The organism is Algoriphagus halophilus, assembly GCF_900129785.1.
Taxonomy (GTDB): Bacteria; Bacteroidota; Bacteroidia; order Cytophagales; family Cyclobacteriaceae; genus Algoriphagus; species Algoriphagus halophilus.
The window spans coordinates 815858-838175 of the sequence record NZ_FSRC01000002.1 but is presented as its reverse complement, the minus strand read 5'-3'; the positions used below and the strand labels follow the sequence as shown (position 1 = coordinate 838175).

Here is a 22318-nt window from a genome sequence, read left to right as displayed (position 1 = left end):
GTAATCCTTAGTTGTTTTTAAACACTCCAAAGTGCCATAGAACTCCTGCTGGATCGTGAAGAAAAAACTCACTTCCCCATTCTTCATGTTTGATGGTGCTCAACTTGACTCCTTTAAACTTATCTGGAAGACCAAGCACTTTCATAGCTTCCCAATAAGATTCCAGCTGCTCCACTTCCAAAAAAATCATGCAGTTTTCACACCATTCTTTGAAATAATAGTCCTGTAGATAAAAGCAGATATTTTCCTTAACAGTCACTAATGAGAACCCTTTGCTTAGAGGTTTTACAGTAAAACCTAGGGTTTGGTAAAATCGCGTACTCTCTTCGAAATTTTTGGCTCCTATAAATGTTCGAATTGATTTTGCTGGATGATTCATACGCCAAATTGATTCAGATGATGATCCAAATGTTTATAGAATTGATTATTCCATTCTTGAGCAGACATTGGCCCAAAGGAAATAGATGCTTTTCCTTCAAAGTGTTCCTTTCCCAATTCTAGCGTATGATTCAAGTAACCAATCAAACGTTCCTTTTCCTCATTGAAATTTCTAGAGTCAGCAATGATAAAAGCAGGAGCGGTTCTGATATTTTTTGGATAGGGTTTTTCATTGACAACACCTTTTTTCACAAAAGTCCTAAGGAGAAACCGAACAAACGCATTAGGTTTTGCATGTTTATCAGTAAATGCCATTTCGTAGGCCACATTACAATGTGCAAGCATTTGGTCTACACTCATTTTTCCCCAAAGTCCTTGAGTTTCAGGTGTCAATTGGTTGATCCTGTTTACTAATTCAGCAGTGACAGCTGGATCAAAGATATCTTTCATAAATAGTATATTCCTTTATTATTAAAATTAGGCATCTTTCTTCGTTTCAAACAATTGATTCATAAATATTTGTATATAAATAGGTTTATAAAGTAAACCTATTTATATTTATCCCGTTATAGCAAGAAAACAAAAAACTATTATGGAAAAAGAGTTAAGCAGTAAAGATTCTTTAGCGCTGATTACTGACATGATCAGAAAAGCGAAAAGGGAAGTAGCTGGAGATGGAAGTTTTCAGATTCTACTATGGGGGTGGACGATATCCATCTGTAATTTAGGGCATTATGCTTTGATGAAGGCGGGGGTAGCAAACTCCTATTTGATTTGGCTATTGGTGATTCCAACGACGATTGTAAGTACGGTATATGGTATTCGAAAAGGGAAAAAGGCAAGAGTCAAAACTCATCTGGACATCGTGATTGGCCAATTGTGGATAGCTGTGTTTGTTGGAATTATCATCGTGTTGGGATTTATGAATATTTTGGAATTCAATCAGAATCCTGTGATTTTAATTTTGGCTGCTTTGGGAATGTTTGTTACGGGTACACTTATTCGTGTCAACTTAGTCAAACTGGGTGGAGTAATCCTCGGAGTGGGAGCCATCATTGCTTTTACATTACCGGTCATGGATCAGTATCTAGTAGCAGGGATTGCCATCATTTTGGGATATCTTGTGCCAGGATATTATTTGAAAAAAAACTACCGTGAACGTGTTTAAGCCACTAGATCCTCTTCTTCACTCTCAATTAAGGCTGGCAGTTATGTCATTGTTAATAGGATTGGAGGAAGCAGAGTTTACTTTCTTAAAGGAAAAAACGGAAGCGACTGCGGGTAACCTGAGTGTTCAATTGGATAAACTCGAAAAGGCGGGTTATATCAAAATCCATAAGTCATTTAAGGGAAAAAGACCTTTGACCACCTGTAAAATCACTTCCAAAGGGGTAAAGGCTTTTGAAGCCTATGTAGAAAATTTAAAGAATTACATCGAGTAAAATTTTTTGTCATTTTAGTTTATAATATAAACCAGTTTACAAATGAAAAATTTATTTAAAATTATGTTAGCAATCTGGATTCTTACAGGAGTTCAGTACCAAGCGTTTTCTCAAGACGTAGAAACAGATCTCGTTTCAAAACAAGCGATCACTTCACTTCAGCACCTAATCGGTTCATGGTCAGGAAGTGGATGGATGATGGGAGCTGATCGGCAAAGGCATGAGTTTACCCAAACGGAAAACATTCAGTTTAAATTGGACTCAACGGCAATTTTGATTGAAGGACAGGGGAAAGCTCAAGATCAAATCATTCACAATGCGATGGCAATTATCACCTTTGGAGGAGAACAAGATCACTATTCCTTTCAATCTTACTTACAAAACGGACGAAAAGGAGAGTTCAAAGCAGAAACCATAAATGGCGATTTCTATTGGTATCCTATGGAAAACATGCGTTACATCATTCAAGTTGATGAGCAAGGAACTTGGTTTGAAATTGGTGAAATCAAGCAAGGAGAGAATTGGTATCAGTTTTTCGAGATGACTCTATCAAAAAATGCACGTTAACATTCCTTTATTTTACGCAGGAAAATAAAGCAGGATCATGGTCCTGCTTTTTTCGTTTCCAGTTCATTTGTAATTTAATGCGAGCTTTTAACTATTACCACATGAATAGGATTTTTCACTTTACAATCATTCTTTTAATTCTAGGTTCTTTTTCGGAATTGAAAGCACAGGAAGAGATAGAAAAGGAAACGGAGGAGGGAAAACACGTTGTTGCCTTATTATTGGGACATTCCAGAATTGGTCAGGGTAGATCTAGTGAAGGGAAAAAGCAATTTACTATGGTCCCCTCTTTTGCATTGGATTACAGTTATTGGTTTTCAAAAAAGTTTGCCTTGGGAATACAGACAGATTTTGTCAACGAGAATTACTTTATAGAAACTGGAGAAGAAGATGGAGTGGTAGAACGTGAAAGACCTATCGCCCCCACCATTACAGGGTCCTATAAGTTTGGAAAACACTGGAATGTTTCCCTTGGCTTTGGTGGCGAATTTGCCAAAGGTGAAAATTATTTTGTGTCCCGTTTAAGTTTGGAATATGGAGTAGAAATTTCAAATGGCTGGGAGATGGTCGCTGTTTTGTCCCAAGATGTAAGGTCAAATATTTATGATGTGACGGTATTTGCTGTGGGAATTGCGAAACGGTTTTAAAAAATGGGTGTGAGAAGGAACTCATCCTCTTAGCAAATCGTAAACCTGGTTTTTAAAAATCTCCACTTTTTGCTCATAAAGTTCTTGATCATCAATCATGGATAAATAATAGTAAGCCCCTTCTACTACTACAAAGATTTGCTCAGAAAGTAGTGCAGTATCTTTTTTATTCAATTTTTCATCTTGATCAAGAATCTCCTTCAAATTTTCTCTGAGTTTGAGATGAAGGTTTCGGTATTCCCGCTTAATGGTGTCATTCCTGAAAATCAAACTAAAGCAACTATAAAATACCCCATCATCAATTAACAGGTTCCAATCTCTAGAAAACATTCGCTCCACAAATGTATGAGGATCAGTATAGTTTTGAACCCTCAATTCCTTGATAATAGGTGTATAAATTTGCAATAATCTCTTTAGGATAAAGGATATGAGATTGGATATTAATATGTCCCTAGTGGGGAAATAATGCATAATCAAACTAGGAGGCATTCCTAGGTGTTTTCCGATTTTGGCAATGGATGTGTTCTCAATTCCATTTTCTTTGGAAAGCTGATAAAATCCTTCAATTATTTCTCTTTTTCTATCAGCAGAAACCTTTGTTGCCATGTAAATTAATTATTAAAATAAAGTTAATGTGCTCTTTAATTAGAGTAAATTCTTTTGTTTTGAGTTTTACAATATATAATATTGAATGGTCATTCAATAGAAATTGCTGATCTAAAAATAAAAATAATTCAAAAAATGCTGATTTTCATGGCTTTCGGTGAGGTTTTGTTATGGACATGAAAATATTGATTTAAGTAGAATATGAATAGAAGAAAGTTTTTAACCAATGCTGGACTGGTATCGGCAGGGATCGGATTACCGGCGGTTTCATCTGCTGAAGAGAAAAAAATGGGTAAGAAACCTGTTTTAACAGTAGCCCATATCACAGATGTGCATATTCGGCCTGAAGAGGATGTCCCTTCTAGAGCCATTGACTGGTTGAAAATTGTAAAAAAGCATCAACCAGATTTTTACTTAAATGGAGGAGATAGCATTCATGATGCTTCGTATGAAGGAGTAACAAAGGATCGAGTTATTGCACAATGGGAAGTTTGGGATCAATTTCGGGATGAAATCAAAGAAAGTGAGGTCTACAGTTGCATTGGTAACCATGATCCTTGGTGGGACGTCGCTGATAAGGATCAGGAGCCTATGTATGGGAAACCCTATGTAGTGGAGCGTTTAGGAATGCCATCCCTTTATTACAGCTTTGATAAAAACGGTTGGCATTTTATCATTTTGGATGGAAATCACGAGGGAATCAGCCTAGGTGAAGTGCAGATGAACTGGTTAGAAAGTGACCTAAGTCAGCTTGCTGCAAATACTCCGACTTTGATCATGTCTCACTTTCCAATTACTTCTATTACCAATGCTTTGGTTGGGGGACAGCATAAGGATCATAAAGAATTAAAAAAATTATTCTATCAACATAAAGATAAAGTTCGAGTGTGCTTAAGTGGTCATCAACATTTGTTGGACAGAACCTGGTACAATGATGTACACTATTTTTGCAATGGATCTCTGAGTGGTTTTTGGTGGGGGGATGGAGACAAAGAATCTGCAGGAAAACAGTATTACTTAGAGACTCCTCCTGGATATGCCATCTTGAAATTATATGAAGATGGTCAGGTGGAAAATGAATATTTTCCTCTGAGATAAAAAACCATATTTTTCTGGATTGACAATTATCTAATAAGCCATCATTTAAGGGTGGCTTATGTTTTTCTATATAATTCCATTCAATGATTCAAAAACTGCAAATAAGCAGATTTAAATAATCAATGGGTCAATTTTTTGTGGAAAAACTTCAATTTCTAGCTTTTTATTATTGATCCATTTCTTCAGGATTAATTTCTACGACCTAGTATTAAATTATCATTAACTAATTAAAAATGAAATTTAATTGCTTTGATTTTTAAATTGCAATATTTAATATTGAATGAATGTTCAATAAATTCTAGGTTAAATTGGCGATTTTTTAACCGTTTTGGAATAGAAAATTTGAAATAGAAACAATTCAATTCAATACTATATGGAACAAGTTTTACAAAGAATCCCAGACCGAAACTCCTTGATAAGGAGGGCAGGCCTTATGATTTTTTTGGTTGTGACTTTTGCGATTAGTTCGTTTGCACAATCTCAAATCAAAGGAACGATCACTGATAAATCAGGATTAGGAATGCCTGGAGTATCCGTATTGGAAAAAGGTACTCAAAATGGTACAATCACTGATTTGGATGGATCTTATACCATTGAGGTTTCCAATGAAGATGCTGTATTGGTTTTTTCTTTCATTGGATATAAGACCATGGAGCAGCCTGTGAGAGGAAACAGTATCATTGATCTTACTTTCGAAGAAGAAGATACGTTGCTGGAGCAGGTAGTTGTAGTTGGCTACGGAACTCAGAAAAAGGTAAATGTAACAGGTGCCGTGGATCAATTGGCTGGAGAAGAAATTGCCGATAGACCTATCGCGAATGTCATGCAAGGCCTTCAAGGGATGAGTCCTGGATTGAACATTACCTATCAAGGAGGTAGACCTGGATCCGTTCCTAATATCAATATTAGAGGTTTTACTTCTATCAATGGAGGAGACCCTTTGATAATAATTGACGGAATTGCAGGAAACAACAGCGATTTATTGAGGTTGAATCCTTCTGATATTGAATCTTACTCCGTACTTAGAGATGCTGCTTCAGCTGCCATTTATGGTGCCAGAGCCGCATTTGGAGTGATTTTGATTACCACCAAAAAAGGAACATCCGGTAATCAGCGAATTACCTACAATAACTATTTTGCATGGGGTCGTCCTTCTGTTCTACCAGAACCTGTCACAGATCCGTATATCCATTCCAGAGTATTAGAAACATCTACCAATAATACCCCATGGGATTATGTCAATTATTCTGATGCACATTACCAATGGGCAAAAGAGAGATCTGAAGATCCTTCTATCGAGGACACTAGATTAGATCCCAATAACCCAAACCGTTGGGCATACATGGGTAATTATGACTGGTATGATTACTTCTTCAATAAATCCAGTTTCTCTACTAACCATAGTTTAGCAATCAGTGGAAATAGTGGAGGTAAAATGCCAATGGGCTATTACGTCTCAGGTGACTATACCAATGAAAACGGGTTAAATAAATTAGCTGATGACTATTGGAAAAGATATTCTCTTAGAGCTAGAGTGACAGCTAAGCCTTTGAAATGGCTAGATGTAGATAATAACTTAAACATCTACCAGACTAAGAGAGAAGATCCAACAAATAACATTACTAGCGTCTATAACTTAAGACCAATTGATGTGGCGGTCAACCCAGATGGTACTTGGGCAAATACGGAAACTGGAAGATTGGCTGCCAGATTAGTAGATGGTGGAGAGAATCAAGAAAACATGTTCGGTTTCCAAAATATCTTGGGAGCTACAGGTACGATGTTAAATGGAGATTTGATTTTCAAAGGAACGGCCAGTTTCAAAAGAGAGCAGTGGAAATACCATTGGGATAGAAAGAAATACAATATTGGCTTTGGTCCGGAAGACATTAGAACAGAAGGTGGAGATGGATCTGTAATCGAAAGAAATGGAACCTTGAATACTACTATTTTGGATTTTTATGGTCGATATTCCAAAACTCTTGGTAAGCATAACTTCGGAATTTTAGCAGGATACAATCAGGAGAATTACGATTACTCTACAATTCAAGCAGAAAGAAGAGTGTTGATTTCTTCTTCCCTTCCATACATTGGCTTAACAACAGGGGAATCCTTTATCACGCCGTCTTATAGTGCCTATTCTGTCAGAAGTTTGTTTGGTAGAATTAACTATACCTTCAATGATAAGTATATCCTTGAGGTGAATGGACGATACGATGGATCATCAAGATTCCCAAGTGACAACCGTTGGGGTTTCTTCCCTTCCGTTTCTGCTTCTTGGCTAATGATGGATGAAGGTTTCTTCCAGCCATTGACTAATGTAATTTCTACATTCAAAGTAAGAGCTTCTTATGGTAGTTTAGGAAACCAGAATGTAGCCAATTTTGGATATATCCAGGCTTTGCCGACCAATCTATCTAGCTACCTAATAGACGGTAGTAAGAAAACAATAATTACCTCTGCTCCTTCTTTGGCTGTAGATCCTAACTTCTATACTTGGGAAGAAGTAATTTCTACTAACGTTGGTTTGGATTTTGGATTTTTAGGAGATCGAATCAGTGGTACTTTTGATTATTTTATCCGAGATACCAAAGGAATGCTAACTGACCCAGTTGAACTTCCAGGAGTATTGGGAACCGCACCTCCGAAACAAAATGCAGCTGATTTAAGAACAAAAGGATTTGATCTTTCCATTGGATATAGAGATCAGGTAGGAAGTACTTCCAACCCAGTAACCTTTGGTGTGAAAATGATCCTTTCAGATTCTAGATCTACCATTACCAAATTCCAAAATGAACAAAATTTATTCTCCAATTGGAGAGTAGGCCAAGAAGTGGGCGAATTGTGGGGACTTGAAAGTGATGGGTTATTTGCCAATGAGGATGAAATCGCTCAATTGGATCAAACAAGTATCGTACCGTGGGGAGCATTGGATATTGTACCAGGCTGGCCAAAATATGTAGACCAAGACAATGATGGTAAAATCGAAAGAGGTCAATCTCAAGATGATCCAAAAGATTTGAGATTAATTGGTAATACTACTGCGAGGTATCGATATGGAGCGAACATTAATGTAGGCTGGAGTGGATTTGACTTATCTATTTTCTTACAAGGTGTAGCAAAAAGAGATTATTACCCAAGTCGTTACCTCTTTTGGGGACCTTACCAGCAGCCTTATGGGAATGTATATCCTTGGAACCTTGATTTCTATAGAGCCGAAGCAGACGGAGCAGATTTATTGGCTCAGCACTCTCAATCTTACATTGAAGCAGGTTTAGCAGAGCAAAATTTGGATTCAAGCTATCCGGTACTTCAATCTTGGTTGGCAGATGCCAATTATGGAGCGGGGTTGGATATTCCTCAAACTAATTATTTACTAAGCGGTGCTTACTTAAGACTTAAAAACATCACTCTTGGTTATAGCCTTCCTCAGGTGTTAACGGATAGGCTGAATGTAACCAAAGTAAGATTTTATGTGACTGGAGAGAACTTATATGAAATCTCTGCCATCAAGAAATATGTAGATCCGGAATCGGTTAACGCGTCCAGTGGAGATGCAAATTCCTATCCATTCCAGAGAAAATTTGCATTCGGTATCAACATAGATCTGTAATTAAGAATAGAAAAAATCATGAAAAAATATATCCTTTATTTAAGTGCAGCTTTCCTTTTAGCTTCATGTAACGATGATTTTCTAGATAAATATCCTCAGACTTCAGTAGCTCCTGAAGAGTTTTTCAAGACAGAGGAAGATTTAGAATTGTATGTAAATGGGTTGCTTACCATGGCTGGACCTGGAAGTTATCTGGCTGACCAAAGCAGTGACAATAGTGCTACCACTGGTGCCATTGAAATTAAAAATATCATGACCGGTTCTCCGAGTTCACAGACTATTACTGGTGGTTGGAACTGGGGAACGCTTAGAAATATCAATTATTTCCTTGATAACTATACCAAAGCAACGGGTACAGAGGAAGGGATCGCCCATTATGTAGGATTGGCCAGGTACTATCGCGCGTTGTTTTATTTCAACATGGTCAAAAGATATTCTGATGTTCCTTGGTATGAAACGACATTAAGTCCTGGGGATGAAGATTTGTACAAGCCAAGAGATTCTCGAGAAATGGTCATGACCAAGGTCATGGAAGATTTAGACTTTGCTATGGCAAATGTAAGAGAATCAGTTCCTACAGGTACACCTGATGTTTGGGCAGTCAAAGCATTTACTGCGAGAGTAGCTCTATATGAGGGAACTTATAGAAAATACCATACTGAATTGGGATTAGAAGGAAGTGCAGCGGCATTTTTAGAAAAAGCCAAGAACGTTTCTCTAGAAATCATGAATTCAGGTCTGTTTTCCATTTATAACTCTGGAAATCCAGAAAGTGATTATGGATCATTATTCGGTTCACAGGATTTGGTTGGCCACCCAGAAGTAATTTTAGCTAATATTTATGATTCCAATAAAGACCGAGGAGCCAATTTCAATACTGTCATCTTTGGTGATTATGAGCAATCTCCTTCCAAGGATCTGGTTTTAAGTTACTTGATGAGAGACGGATCCAGGTTTACTGATATGGAAGGTTATAATGAAAAAGTTTTTGTAGAGGAGTTTCAGGATAGAGACCCTAGGTTAAGCCAGACTGTGGTTTATCCAGGTTGGGTAAGACAGCCGGATGCTACTCCATACATTCAGTCTCTAAATAAAAATTTTACAGGATATCATCAATTGAAAGGCTATGTAAATAGTATTGATAATGTGGAAGTATCCAGTGATGATTTCCCTGTGTATCGATTTGCGGAAACTTTATTGATTCATGCAGAGGCAAAAGCTGAATTGAATGAATTAAGCCAAGGTGATTTGGATATGACTGTCAATGTGTTGAGACAAAGAGCTGGGATGCCAAATTTGGAAATGGCTGCAGCCAATGGAAACCCAGATCAATTCTTGACCTCTAAATATCCTTCAGTTTCAGGGGCTAACCAAGGTGTGCTACTTGAAATCAGAAGAGAGAGACGAGTAGAGTTGGCCTTGGAAGGATATCGATATGATGATTTGATGAGATGGAATGCAGGTAAACTTCTGGAAAATATTCCAGAGGGAATGTATTTCCCTGGTCTTGGAAAATACGATATGACTGGAGATGGAATAGAAGATATAATTTTAGTAGATAAGGACAGTACTATTCCTGTTGGAGATGATAAAGAAAAAAACAGCCTGGGCGAAGCTTTGATTTACTACAAGGCTGGGACCATTGACGATAACGTAGATGTATTCTTAACAGATGGTGAAAATGGAGGTAATATGGTTACTGAAACGAAGGAAAGAAACTTCGTAGAGCCAAAATATTATTATCGACCTATCCCAATCCAACAAGTAACTTTAAATCCAAATCTAGTTCAGATCTTTGGGTGGGAATAATCTAATCAAGTAAGATAAAATAGCCCGGTAAATGCACCGGGCTTCTTCCATTTATAATTACTACAATGAAAAACCTATTTGTAGCTGCATGCCTCGTATTGGTGGCATTACAATCTTGTACTACCGAAGAGAAAAATCAACCAACTGCTAAAAAAGCAATATTTGTAATCTTAGATGGGATTCCTGAAGATGTCCTGGATACGGTTCCCACCCCAAATTTGGATAAAATCATAGCTGAAGGCGGAATTACCAAGGCAACGATGGGAGGTGAAAAGGATGGTTACAGCCAAACACCTACCATTTCAGCTGTAGGATACAATACCGTGCTTACTGGAGTTTGGGCAAACAAACATAATGTTTGGGGGAATTCTATTAAAAACCCGAATTACCATTACCCGACACTATTTAGAGTACTCAAGAATACTAGTCCTGAGAAAAAGACCGCTATTTACTCTACCTGGTTGGACAACAGAACCAAGCTGGCAGGCGATGGTCTTCCTCAAACTGGAAATTTGACCATTGATTATCATTTTGATGGTTTGGAAATAGATACTGTCAGTTACCCACATGATGAGGAACGAACTTATATTCATTTGATCGATGAAGAGGTATCTAAAAAAGCTGCTGAGGAAATATTAGAAAAATCACCTGATCTTACTTGGATGTACTTGGAGTTTACTGATGATATGTCTCATAAGTTCGGTAATAGTCCGCAGTTTGTTGACGCCATTGGAAAAGCGGATATCCAAGTTGGAAGAGTCTGGGATGCAATCAAAGAACGCGAATCCAAATTTAATGAAGATTGGCTGATTGTCATTACCACAGACCATGGTAGAGAGGATAGTGGCTTTGGACATGGTGGTCAAAGCGACCGTGAAAGAAGTGTTTGGATTGCTACAAATTACCCAGAAACCAATGCTCATTTTAATGAAGTAGGTGCTACTGTGGATATTTTCCCATCCATCGTCAACTTCTTGGATCTTGAAATCCCTAAGGAACATGCGATGGAGTTGGATGGTGTTCCATTTATTGGTCCTGTGGATGTGAGTAATTTCAAAGCAGTTGAAAATGGAGACCAAATTCAGTTGACGTGGAAATCGCTTTCGAAAACAGGTACAGGGAAAATGTCGTTCAGTACTACCAACCAATTTAAAACGGGTGGAACTGATGATTACCAATTTATAGGAGAGGTTAATCTCTCAGATGAAAAATTCACATTTTCTCCGGAAAATTCAGATTCAGAATACTATAAAATAGTCTTGGAAACTCCTTCAGGCTATTTAAATTATTGGATTACAGAGGAGTAAATTAGAGTTGAACTAGGTGATGCAAGGAACCTAGTGGGCTTTAATGCTTCAAAAATATGATTATTATGAAGTACGATTATATAATTGTTGGAGGCGGTTCTGCTGGTGCTGTTCTTACCAACAGACTTAGTGAAGATCCTTCAAAAGAAGTGTTGGTATTAGAAGCTGGAAAACCAGATTATACACTGGATTTTAGAATTCATATGCCTGCGGCACTGACCTATCTTTTGACTGGAACCCATTACAATTGGGGCTATTCTTCAGACCCCGAGCCATATATGAATAACCGCAGAATTGCCCAGCCACGTGGGAAAGTATTGGGAGGATCTTCCTGTATCAACGGGATGATTTGGATTCGAGGCAATGCAATGGATTTCAATAAATGGTCTCAGGATAAAGGGCTGGAAGATTGGGATTATGCACATTGCCTTCCTTATTTCAAAAAAGTGGAGGAACGATTGATTGGAGGGGATGACTACCGGGGAGACAAAGGAAACTTGAAACTGACGACTCCCAAGTGTGATAATCCGTTGTTTGATGCCTTTTTTAATTCAGTTCAAGAAGCAGGATACCCTTTAACGGATGACGTGAATGGATACCAACAAGAGGGTTTCGGGAAGTTTGATCAGACCATATACAAGTCTAGAAGATTGAATGCTGCCCGTGCCTATATTCATCCAATAAAACACCGAAAGAATCTTCATGTAGAAACCTCAGCCATGGTGATGAGGATTCTTTTTGAAGGGAAAAAAGCGGTTGGGGTAGAATATCAAAAAGGAGGAAACGTCAAGCAAGTCTATGCCAAGGAAATCATTTGTTGTGGAGGGGCGATCAATACTCCTCAATTACTTCAGCTTTCAGGAGTAGGTAATGCAGCACATTTGAAAAGTTTGGGAATCCCAGTTGTCCATGATTTGCCAGGAGTAGGAGAAGATCTTCAGGATCATTTGGAAGTATATGTTCAGTGGGCCTGTAAAAAACCGGTTAGTTTATTTCCTGCTTTGAGCCCCTGGAGAGCACCAAAAATCGGCTTCGACTGGCTATTCAGGAGAAAAGGACTAGGAGCTTCCAATCATTTTGAGGCGGGAGGATTTATCCGAAGCAATGACACTGTAGAATATCCAAATTTACAATTCCACTTTTTGCCTTTGGCAATCCGTTACGATGGTTCTGCTCCAAAAGAAGGACATGGGTTTCAGCTTCACGTGGGTCCGATGAATACGGATGTAAGAGGAAGAGTGAAAATTAAATCAGCGGATCCAAAAGACTACCCTAGTATTCTTTTCAATTATTTGTCCACAGAAAAAGAGCGTAAAGAGTGGGTGGAAGCCATTCGATTGTCCAGAAAAATTATTGAGACAAATGCCATGGGTGAATTGAGAGGGGAGGAACTTTCCCCTGGTAAGGATGTCCAGACGGATGAAGAAATTTTGGACTTCGTAGCCAAAGAAGGTGAAAGCGCCTATCATCCATGTTCGACTTGTAGAATGGGAGTGGGACCAATGGATGTAACTGATCCTAAAACCATGAAAGTACATGGGGTGGAAAATCTCAGAGTGGTGGATGCCTCCGTATTCCCATACGTTACCAATGGAAATATTTATTCTCCCGTGATGATGGTAGCAGAAAAAGCTGCCGATATGATTCTGGGAAACACACCATTGCCGGCAGAAGAAGTGCCTTATTTTAAAATAGAAACGCCTGATTCAAAAAAAGAGGCTGTTTCCAAAGTGTAAAATTTTGGGGAACAACCCTTTTTATAAAAGCCACGAATATGATTTTATTCGTGGCTTTCTTTATTTTCTGCTTTGTATTTTTTGAGTGCTTTCAAAATGGAGTAGCATACTACTAACATCAGTACACATACTGGTAATCCAGTTACTAGAGAACCAGTTTGAAGGGCAATCAATCCTCCACCCAACACTAATACCGAAGCTACTGCCCCTTCGATCAATGCCCAGAAAATTCTCAATTTGACAGGAGTATCATCTCTTCCTCCACTGGTGATAAAGTCAATTACTAATGAACCACTATCTGAGGAGGTGACAAAGAAAATGACTCCGGCAAGCACCACAAAGAAGATACTTAAATAAGGAAGAGGATATAATTCAAGTAGTGAATACAGGCCTGTGTTGATGTTTTCTTGTACCGCTTCGCTGATTCCACCTGGACCAAATAACTCCACATAAAAAGCAGTATTTCCAAAAATGGAAATCCAGACAATACTCGCAGCTGTAGGGCCAAGTAATACTCCCATCATGAATTCGCGAATGGTTCTACCCCTTGAAATCCTTGCAATAAATAGTCCCACGAAAGGAGCCCAGGCAAACCACCAAGCCCAGTAAAAGAAGGTCCAACTATCCATCCAATGGGTTCCTCGATAAACTTCCATCCAAGTCGCAGTACCGATTAGGCTTTGAATGTAAGACCCGGTACTCTGAACCGTAGAGCCAAGAATAAATAAGGTGGGTCCTACGATGACCATAAACGCCATTAAGGTAATCGCCATTATTGATGCGATTTTACTAAGAACCTGAATTCCATTATGAAGACCTGAAACTACGGAGGCGGTGGCACAAATAGTGATGATTCCTATCAGGATTACTTGAACATTGGCACTGATAGGGATATTGAATAGGTATTCCATACCAGAGTTGATATGTTGAATTCCTAATCCTAGGGTGGTGGCCAGACCAAACATGGTAGCAACTACGGCCATGGTATCAATGAAATGACCGATTGGACCTTTCAGCCGATCCCCTAATAATGGATATAAAATCCAACGCACTCCAAGAGGAAGTCCTTTATTGTATTTGAAAAAAGCGATGGCTAATCCCATTAAAGCATATACGCCCCAGCCGTGGAGGCCCCAATGCAAATAGGATAAGTTGAGGGCATTTTTAGCAGCAGTCAAAGTTCCCGCTTCCCCATAAGGAGGATTGGAAAAGTGACTGACCGGTTCAGCTACTGCATAAAACATCAAAACCAATCCTATACCTGCATTGAAAAGCATACTTAACCATGCCCAGGTACTGAATTCAGGTTTGGCGTCCTTCCCTCCAAGACGGATGGTTTTATATCGGCTAAATCCAAGGTAAATACAGAAAATCAGAATAACATTTACAGCTAGGACGTAAAGCCAACCAAACCTTGTAGAAATGTAGGACTGTGCAGATTCAAATAAATCTCCTACGGATTCTTGGAAGATCAAGGTGAGTGTTACAAATAGAACAATCAAGCCGGCGGAGGGAAAAAAAACCCAGGGTTGAATGCTCTTTAAAAAGGGGACTTGGGTACTTTTAGAATCTTTGATAACTATGGGTGTTTTTTTGACTAATTTAACCCATTTATCGGGCTTAGGGAAATATATCGGGCCCTATATCGGCTGTTTTTGTAAATCCTTATTTAAGAGGTAAATACCTATGAAAATTGGCTTCAAATCCTAGATTTTTCCTCACTTTTTAAGGGTAATTTTTGACAGTTTTTTTTGGAAAAAAAAGAACTCTTTTGAGAACTGATTTGTGTTTAAAATGCAGCTGTTTTTTTGGTTAAAAAAAAGAAGGCTTTGGTAAAACCAAAGCCTCTTTTGTCTTCGAAGAAAAGGGAATTTTTATTCCGTTCCTTTCTGGATTTCATTCTTGTTTTTCACATACTTTTCCAGCCAGGTGTCCATCTCCCAAAGCGTATGCAAAATGGATTCTTCTGCTGCATAACCATGGCTTTCATTCGGTAAGAAAACCAATCTGGCAGTCGCTCCATGGCCTTTTAAAGCATTGTAATAGCGTTCGGATTGGATGGGGAAAGTACCGGAATTATTATCCGCCTGTCCGTGAATCAACAAAATTGGGGTTTCTACTTTGTGAGCGAAAGAGAATGGAGACATATTGAAATACACCTCAGGTGCTTCCCAATAAGTTCTTTGTTCATATTGGAATCCAAATGGGGTCAAGGTTCGATTGTATGCCCCACTTCTGGCAATCCCTGCTGCAAACAGATTGGTGTGAGAAAGCAAATTGGCAGTCATAAATGCTCCATAAGAGTGTCCTCCCACTGCAATCCGGTCCCGATCACCAATACCTAATTCTACAATATGGTCAATTGCTGCCTCCGCATTAGCTACTAATTGCTCCACAAAATAATCATTAGGTTCTTGGTCACCCTCACCTACAATCGGCATTTCGGTACGGTCCATGATTGCATATCCGCGTGTCACCCAATACAGAGGAGAACCCCAACTCAATCTAGTAAAAGCATATTTTGAACCACGTACCTGCGCAGCTACCTCCTTGGACTTATATTCTCTAGGATAGGCCCACATCAATACAGGGAGGGGACCATCTTTTGCGGGGTCGTATCCTGCCGGAGTATAAATGACAGCAGAAAGGTTTAATCCGTCCTTTCGCTTGTAAGTCACCAATTGTTTTTGAATTCCTTTTAATGACTCATATGGATGTTCAAAATTGGTCAATTGCATCGGAGCAATTCTCTTTCTTGTATTGACCAACCAATAGTTTGGCTGAATATCTGTGCTTTCTTTCAGGGTGATAAATTCTGTTCCGTTCTCATCTAGCACCTTGACAACCCGTTCATAATAAGGTGCCTGTGATCTCCATAAGATTTCCTGCTCTTTTGTTTTGGTATTAAATGTGGAGAGGAAAGGCATATTGCCATCGGGAGAACCTCCTGGGCTAGTCATGAAAACCAAATCGCCTTTTCTTAGAAGTACATTCCTTCCAAATTCATTCTCGGTAAAAAGCGGATCTCCCGGGTCGTTGTATAAATCATCGGAAGATCGGTCAATGATCACTCTTTTCCCTTGGGAAGGATCAGATGGATTGATTACAGATCGAACTTCTTTTCTAGCTTGTGACCATCGTTCGTTCATGATGGCAAAGTTGTCATCAGACCAGGCGATTCCGGCAAATCTATAGGAGCTACTGGCCAGTTTTTTCTTACTGCTAGTAAATGGTGCTTCCAAAGTGTAGATGATTTCTCTTTCCTCCATTTCAACTCTGGCATCACCACCATCTTGTGCTTCCACCCAATAGAGTGTGGCAGGTTTATCGGCTCTCCAGCTGATATTTCTTGGGCCAGTAACAGTCGCATCAAAACCTGTAGGACGATTTTCATCCAATGGAATTTCTGCAAGGGTTTTCACTTTTTTACCCTCTTTTGACCAGATTTCCACATCATAGGGGAATCGATAAGCTGGAACTAAATAGGAAAAAGGCTTTTTGATCAAGTCAACTAAAATATAGGATCCGTCAGGGGAAAGATCCAAGGATTTGATCATTCCAGGGCTTCCGATTGCTTTTTTTGTACCATCCAAATCTACCAACATCAATTGAGAATCCATGAAATAAGCAAATAAAGCCTCATCATAGGGATCTGATAACAAGTCTTGATAGGTTCTGCTTGGCGCAGCATCTCCAGTAGTTTCTTGGATAATTGGGCCTGCTGGAGCAGCAGGTCTTTGAGGCATCACACCTCTACTTGGATTGGCTGCCTTGATCAATAGTTTATTTTCTGGCGTCCAAATCACAGAATTCCCCATTACATCATTAATAATAGGATCCGTTAATTTTTTTGCTTCAAAACTGCCTAAATCCACTACCCAAAGGCTAATCCCGTTAGCATCAGTTTGGGTAAATGCCAAGTATTTTTCATCATGAGACATCCTAAAATCACCCATACTTGGATTGGTAGGAAGCCCAGCAATTTGCTTTTCCTCCCCTCCTTGGGTCATCTTTATTTTTATATTTTCAATGCCTCTTCCTCTACTGGGACCTGACGTCGCAGGATTAATTCGGAGCCCTGCAATCTTTAATTCCGGTTGGGAAAGTGCTTCGATGCTTGGGTTATCGGCACTTTCCAATAACAGCATCCAATCTCCATTTTTACTAAAATTTACCGAGGGAGTACTAGGTGCATTTACTAAGTCAGTTATTGACTTCGGTGGCTTCTGATAGCCTGTTTGTGCTTGAGAATCAGGGATTCCAAACCAGACCACAAACGCAAGTAGTATACAGGTTGTAAATTTTTTGTTCATAAGGGTAAGGTTTAATTTTCGCTAACTAAAATAACCCCTTTTGATCGATTTTGACTTGAAAAATGAGATCAATGGTTGGTTTCTGTGTTGATTGAATGATTTTATTGAAGTAGATGGGGTTTTTCTCCAAAAGTGCAAGCTTGGAGAACCAGTTGATTCAAAAATTCTGAGGTAATAACTTTTGTATAAGAAGATTGTTATCTAGGCAATAATCAATCGCTTGGAAGATGCTACATATGTGGGATATTGATTTGCCAGTCTTTTGACCTTTTGATTAAAACCTTTTAAAATTTAGTAGTAACCGGTGAAGCTGTGTTTTAAACAAATGGAGCTAGATATTATTTTAAAGCATAAAAGCTGAATTTTGAGAAGAAAAAATTGTCAACATTTAGCGTAATTTTAAAGAAGGCATAAATTATTATTTGACCCGATATCTTACCTTAAACATTTAATAAATGAAGAAAGTAAAATTGATTTTTCGATGGACGATGAGCCTCTTATTATTGGGGCCATGCATGGCTTTGGCTCAAGAGAAACCCAATATTTTGGTGATTTGGGGGGATGACATAGGCTGGCAAAATGTAAGTGCTTATGGAATGGGTACTATGGGCTATACCACACCAAACATTGATCGAATTGGTATGGAAGGTATTCGATTTACAGATCACTATGCTCAACCAAGTTGTACAGCAGGAAGAGCTTCATTTATTACGGGACAATATCCGATAAGATCAGGAATGACTACAGTAGGTCAGCCTGGTGATGCCTTGGGTTTACAAGCTGCGTCTCCAAGTCTTGCTGCTTATATGAAAGAAGCAGGTTATGCAACTGGCCATTTTGGTAAAAATCACTTGGGTGATCGAAATGAGCATCTTCCAACTGCCCACGGTTTCGATGAGTTTTATGGGAATTTGTACCATTTAAATACTCAGGAAGAATCTGAGCAACGAGATTATCAACGATTTGGAAAGGCTTTTTCCGGTGATTTAGAATCATATGAAAAAAGATTTGGTACAAGAGGAGTTATACATTCTTGGGCAACTGATCAAATGGATAACTCGGAAGATCCAAGATTTGGAAAAGTAGGAATGCAGCGAATTGAGGATACTGGACCGCTTACTCAGGAAAGAATGAAAAACTTTGATTCCGAAGAAGTAATTCCAATGGCTGAAAATTTTATGAAAAAAGCCAAGGATGAAGATAAACCATTCTTCGTTTGGTTGAATACCAGTAGAATGCATTTGTATACTCGTCTGGATGAAAAATGGAAATATGCTGCGGAGGAATATACCAGTGAGGCTGATATTCATGGTTCAGGGATGTTACAACATGATCATGATATAGGAATGGTGCTTCAATGGTTGGAAGAACAAGGCTTGGCTGAAAACACAATTATCTGGTATTCAACAGATAATGGGCCTGAGCATGCTTCTTGGCCCCATGGGGCAACAACCCCATTCCGCGGAGAGAAAATGACCACTTATGAAGGTGGAGTGCGCGTACTATCAATGTTAAGATGGCCAGGAGTAATCAAACCAGGACAAAAACTTAATGGCATCCAAAGTCACATGGATATGTTTACCACACTTGCCGCGGCTGCCGGGATAGATAATATTGCGGATAAAGTTATGAGTGAAAAAAAGCAAGTTATTGACGGTGTAAACAATTTAGCGTATTGGAAAGGTGAATCAGATAAATCGGCGAGAAATTCAATTTTCTATTATTATGAATCGAAGCTCACTGCTGTCAGGATGGGACCCTGGAAATTCCATTTTTCAACCAAAGAAGATTATTATGCAAATGTGATTCCTAGGACAGTACCTTTAGTTTTTAACATTAGAATGGACCCCTTTGAATCTTATGATAATAAGGATTCGTATGGACATCTTTTACAGAAGGTATCATGGCTACTTCAACCCATGGGTGTACTTATGCAGGAGCACCTACAATCCCTTGCTGAATATCCACCTGTTCAGGGAGGAAAAAGTTTTGATATGTCTAATGTTGTAGAAGAGTTTATCAAAAAAAGTAAACAGTAGTCGTTTTAATAGCATAAAAGATTTGAATTTGAAATGCCCCCAGAGAAGTAATTAACTTTTTTGGATTATTATGTCGAGGATGAAACACTTTCAACTTGACTAGTAAGGTTTGATATTAGAATTAATTACTATAATTTTAACTGTATATAATTTTTAATAGCATTAATATGAAAAAAACAATTGGACTGATGGCCAGTATGCTTTTCAGTACACTGGTCATTGCTCAGGAAAAGCCCAATATTCTTGTAATTATGGGGGATGATATTGGGTACTGGAACCTCAGTTATAACAACCGAGGTATGATGGGCTACCGTACGCCAAATATTGACCGCATAGCTGCTGAAGGAGCTATATTTACCGATTATTATGCAGAGCAATCTTGTACAGCTGGAAGAGCTGCTTTTATTACAGGACAAATGCCTGTCAGAACTGGTTTAACGAAAGTAGGAATTCCAGGAGCTGCAGTTGGGATCCAAAAAGAAGACCCAACGCTTGCAGAGCTTTTAAAGCCAATGGGTTATGCGACTGGACAATTTGGAAAAAACCACTTGGGAGACAAAGATGAATTTTTGCCAACCAACCATGGGTTTGATGAGTTTTTTGGAAACTTATACCATCTAAATGCTGAAGAAACTCCGGAGAACCCATATTATCCAAAAAACCCAACTTTTAAAGAGAAATATGGACCAAGGGGAGTAATTAGAAGTACGGCAGATGGCAAAATTGAAGATACGGGACCATTGACTAAAAAGCGTATGGAAACGATCGATCAAGAAGTCTTGAATGCTACCGAAGACTTTATAGAAAGACAAGTTGAAGATGATAAACCATTTTTTGTTTGGTTTAATACGACCAGAATGCACTATGTGACTCACGTACCGGAAAGTTATTCAGGAAAAACCGGCCTAGGTGAATATGCAGATGGCATGGTTCAACACGATGATCAAATTGGTCAATTGCTGAATAAGCTAGAAGCCTTGGGAGTAGATGACAATACCATTATCCTTTACACTACTGACAATGGTCCACACTTTAATATGTGGCCAGATGGAGGAATTACTCCATTTAGAGGGGAGAAAAACACTAACTGGGAAGGTGGATATCGTGTGCCTATGATTATTAAATGGCCTGGTAAAATCAAACCAGGTACAGTAATAAATGAGGTAGTAGCAGGCAATGATTGGCTTCCAACTTTGATGGCCGCAGTTGGTGAACCTAATATAAAAGAGAAGCTATTAAATGGTCATAAAGTCGGAGACATGACTTATAAAGTTCATTTGGATGGATATAATATTCTGCCTTTTCTGACAGGTGAAAAAACCGTGACAAAGGATCAATATGGGGCAACTAATTTTCCAAGAAGAGAATTCTATTATTGGAATGATGATGGTCAATTGGTTGCCATGAGATATGACCGATGGAAATTGGTATTTATGGAGCAACAAGCTGATAAGTTTGGTGTTTGGATGTATCCATTTGTTCAATTAAGGATCCCTTTGATATTTGACCTTAAAATGGATCCATTCGAGCGAGCACAACACAATTCCAATAGCTACTATGAATGGATGGAAGGGATAATTCAGTTTGCTGGAGGTGCTTCTCAAGGCATTGCCGGAGAGATGGTGAAGACTTTTGTAGAGTTTCCTCCAAGGCAAAAACCTGATTCCTTCAACCTAGATGCAGTTTTACAATCTTTGACAGCTGGGCAAGAAGGAAATTAATAATTCTTGAAAATTTGAAGATGGGGACGTTTAGTCCCCATTTTTATTTTTTGGACCTGCTTGTTTTTAGGATTCTTCCCATCTAATGTTTAATCGGAGTATATTTTTGGTTTAGAAGAAATTGTTAATTTATTCTGATTTTTATTCCTCTTTGATTCCAATCTTCTTGGAATAATTTATTTTTAAAGTAATTAACCAATTCAAGATGAACAAGATTTATACCTTAACTACGTTGTTAATTTTTGCCTTTGTCATCAATTCAAATGCACAAGATGATGCCGCGGAGCTGGCTAAAAAGCTAGCCAATCCTATCGCGTCATTGATATCTGTCCCTTTGCAGAACAACACCGATTATGGAATAGGTGAGTTTAATGGTTCACGGAATACATTGAATATTCAACCGGTAATTCCAGTTTCAGTAAGTAAAAATTTGAATATGATCACAAGAGTGGTGCTACCGGTTATTACGCAATACAATATTACTGCCCCTGGGGAAAAACAATCCGGTTTGGGGGATGCTGTCATGTCTGCTTTCTTTTCACCCAAAAACTCTGAGAAATTAACCTGGGGTGTCGGTCCGGCTTTGCTTTTGCCTATCGGAACAAATGATTTTTTAACAACCAAGAAATTTGGAATGGGTCCAACAGTAGTGGCTCTGAAGCAGATAAATGGATGGACCATGGGAGGCTTAGTCAATCAAATTTGGTCCGTTGTCGGAAATGAAGATAGACCCGATGTAAGCCAGATGTTTGTTCAGCCATTTATTGTCTATAATTGGAAGTCTGGAGCAGGTATTGGAGCAAATATGGAATGGACACAGAATTGGAAAGCCTCCACTAGCACACTTTGGTTAAACCCAACCATTTCTGCAGTGACAAGTATTGGAAAGCAGAAAACTCAGTTTGCCATCGGACCTAGATTAAATTTAGCTGCACCAGATAAAGGCAAAGCAGATTGGGGCTGGAGAGCAGTTGTTGTTTTCTTATTTCCTAAATAATTCTAAATCTAATTCCTTAAGTTTCTTTTAATCTAATCCATTGTA

At 38.7% G+C, this 22318-nt stretch carries 17 protein-coding genes; 12 read left to right on the top strand and 5 right to left on the bottom strand.

Annotation, left to right across the window (positions count from 1 at the left end):
• Positions 1-7: 7 nt before the first annotated feature.
• Positions 8-379, bottom strand: a complete 372-nt coding sequence (locus BUR11_RS15440) for a VOC family protein (protein WP_074225870.1) — start codon at positions 377-379, stop codon at positions 8-10.
• Positions 376-828, bottom strand: coding sequence for a DUF1569 domain-containing protein (locus tag BUR11_RS15435; RefSeq protein ID WP_074225869.1), 453 nt, complete (start codon positions 826-828; stop codon positions 376-378). The genes BUR11_RS15440 and BUR11_RS15435 overlap by 4 nt, the downstream gene beginning before the upstream one ends.
• Before the next feature lie 142 nt (positions 829-970).
• On the opposite strand from BUR11_RS15435, the gene BUR11_RS15430 reads away from it, so the two are divergent.
• From BUR11_RS15430 to BUR11_RS15415, 4 genes are all read left to right on the top strand, one after another.
• Positions 971-1546, top strand: a complete 576-nt coding sequence (locus tag BUR11_RS15430) for a hypothetical protein (protein ID WP_074225868.1) — start codon at positions 971-973, stop codon at positions 1544-1546.
• Complete coding sequence (locus BUR11_RS15425) at positions 1539-1820, top strand: winged helix-turn-helix domain-containing protein (protein ID WP_074225867.1); 282 nt, start codon at positions 1539-1541, stop codon at positions 1818-1820. Before BUR11_RS15430 ends, BUR11_RS15425 begins: the two co-directional genes overlap by 8 nt.
• Before the next feature lie 42 nt (positions 1821-1862).
• Positions 1863-2387 (top strand): hypothetical protein, encoded by a 525-nt coding sequence (locus tag BUR11_RS15420; RefSeq protein ID WP_074225866.1) that lies wholly within the window; start codon positions 1863-1865, stop codon positions 2385-2387.
• Positions 2388-2488: 101 nt separating this feature from the next.
• Complete coding sequence (locus BUR11_RS15415; RefSeq protein ID WP_074225865.1) at positions 2489-3034, top strand: hypothetical protein; 546 nt, start codon at positions 2489-2491, stop codon at positions 3032-3034.
• Between the two features lie 21 nt (positions 3035-3055).
• On the opposite strand, the gene BUR11_RS15410 is transcribed toward BUR11_RS15415, so the two are convergent.
• Positions 3056-3640, bottom strand: coding sequence for a TetR family transcriptional regulator (locus tag BUR11_RS15410; RefSeq protein WP_074225864.1), 585 nt, complete (start codon positions 3638-3640; stop codon positions 3056-3058).
• Between the two features lie 201 nt (positions 3641-3841).
• On the opposite strand from BUR11_RS15410, the gene BUR11_RS15405 reads away from it, so the two are divergent.
• From BUR11_RS15405 to betA, 5 genes are all read left to right on the top strand, one after another.
• On the top strand, positions 3842-4738 hold the full coding sequence (locus BUR11_RS15405; RefSeq protein ID WP_074225863.1) for a metallophosphoesterase family protein: 897 nt from the start codon (positions 3842-3844) through the stop codon (positions 4736-4738).
• 373 nt (positions 4739-5111) lie between these two features.
• On the top strand, positions 5112-8351 hold the full coding sequence (locus BUR11_RS15400) for a SusC/RagA family TonB-linked outer membrane protein (protein ID WP_074225862.1): 3240 nt from the start codon (positions 5112-5114) through the stop codon (positions 8349-8351).
• An 18-nt stretch (positions 8352-8369) separates the two neighbouring features.
• The gene (locus BUR11_RS15395; RefSeq protein WP_074225861.1) at positions 8370-10160 is read left to right on the top strand and encodes a RagB/SusD family nutrient uptake outer membrane protein; all 1791 of its coding nucleotides are present in this window, start codon (positions 8370-8372) and stop codon (positions 10158-10160) included.
• Between the two features lie 65 nt (positions 10161-10225).
• Positions 10226-11467: an alkaline phosphatase family protein gene (locus BUR11_RS15390; protein ID WP_074225860.1), complete on the top strand. Its 1242-nt coding sequence runs from the start codon at positions 10226-10228 to the stop codon at positions 11465-11467.
• Positions 11468-11532: 65 nt separating this feature from the next.
• On the top strand, positions 11533-13203 hold the full coding sequence (gene betA, locus BUR11_RS15385) for a choline dehydrogenase (RefSeq protein WP_084561003.1): 1671 nt from the start codon (positions 11533-11535) through the stop codon (positions 13201-13203).
• Between the two features lie 44 nt (positions 13204-13247).
• Here the strand turns inward: betA and BUR11_RS15380 are convergent, their stop codons facing one another.
• Positions 13248-14738 carry a BCCT family transporter gene (locus BUR11_RS15380; protein ID WP_074225858.1) on the bottom strand — a complete coding sequence of 497 codons (1491 nt, stop codon included), beginning with the start codon at positions 14736-14738 and terminating at the stop codon, positions 13248-13250.
• A gap of 339 nt (positions 14739-15077) precedes the next feature.
• Positions 15078-17516 (bottom strand): S9 family peptidase, encoded by a 2439-nt coding sequence (locus BUR11_RS15375; RefSeq protein ID WP_074225857.1) that lies wholly within the window; start codon positions 17514-17516, stop codon positions 15078-15080.
• A 455-nt stretch (positions 17517-17971) separates the two neighbouring features.
• Between BUR11_RS15375 and BUR11_RS15370 the strand changes: the two genes are divergently transcribed.
• The 3 genes from BUR11_RS15370 to BUR11_RS15360 all read left to right on the top strand — a co-directional run bounded on the left by BUR11_RS15370 (position 17972) and on the right by BUR11_RS15360 (position 22273).
• The gene (locus BUR11_RS15370; RefSeq protein WP_200800415.1) at positions 17972-19555 is read left to right on the top strand and encodes an arylsulfatase; all 1584 of its coding nucleotides are present in this window, start codon (positions 17972-17974) and stop codon (positions 19553-19555) included.
• Between the two features lie 167 nt (positions 19556-19722).
• Entirely contained in the window at positions 19723-21276 is a 1554-nt protein-coding gene (locus BUR11_RS15365; RefSeq protein WP_074225856.1) for an arylsulfatase, read from the top strand.
• 205 nt (positions 21277-21481) lie between these two features.
• Positions 21482-22273: a hypothetical protein gene (locus tag BUR11_RS15360; RefSeq protein WP_074225855.1), complete on the top strand. Its 792-nt coding sequence runs from the start codon at positions 21482-21484 to the stop codon at positions 22271-22273.
• Positions 22274-22318: the final 45 nt, after the last annotated feature.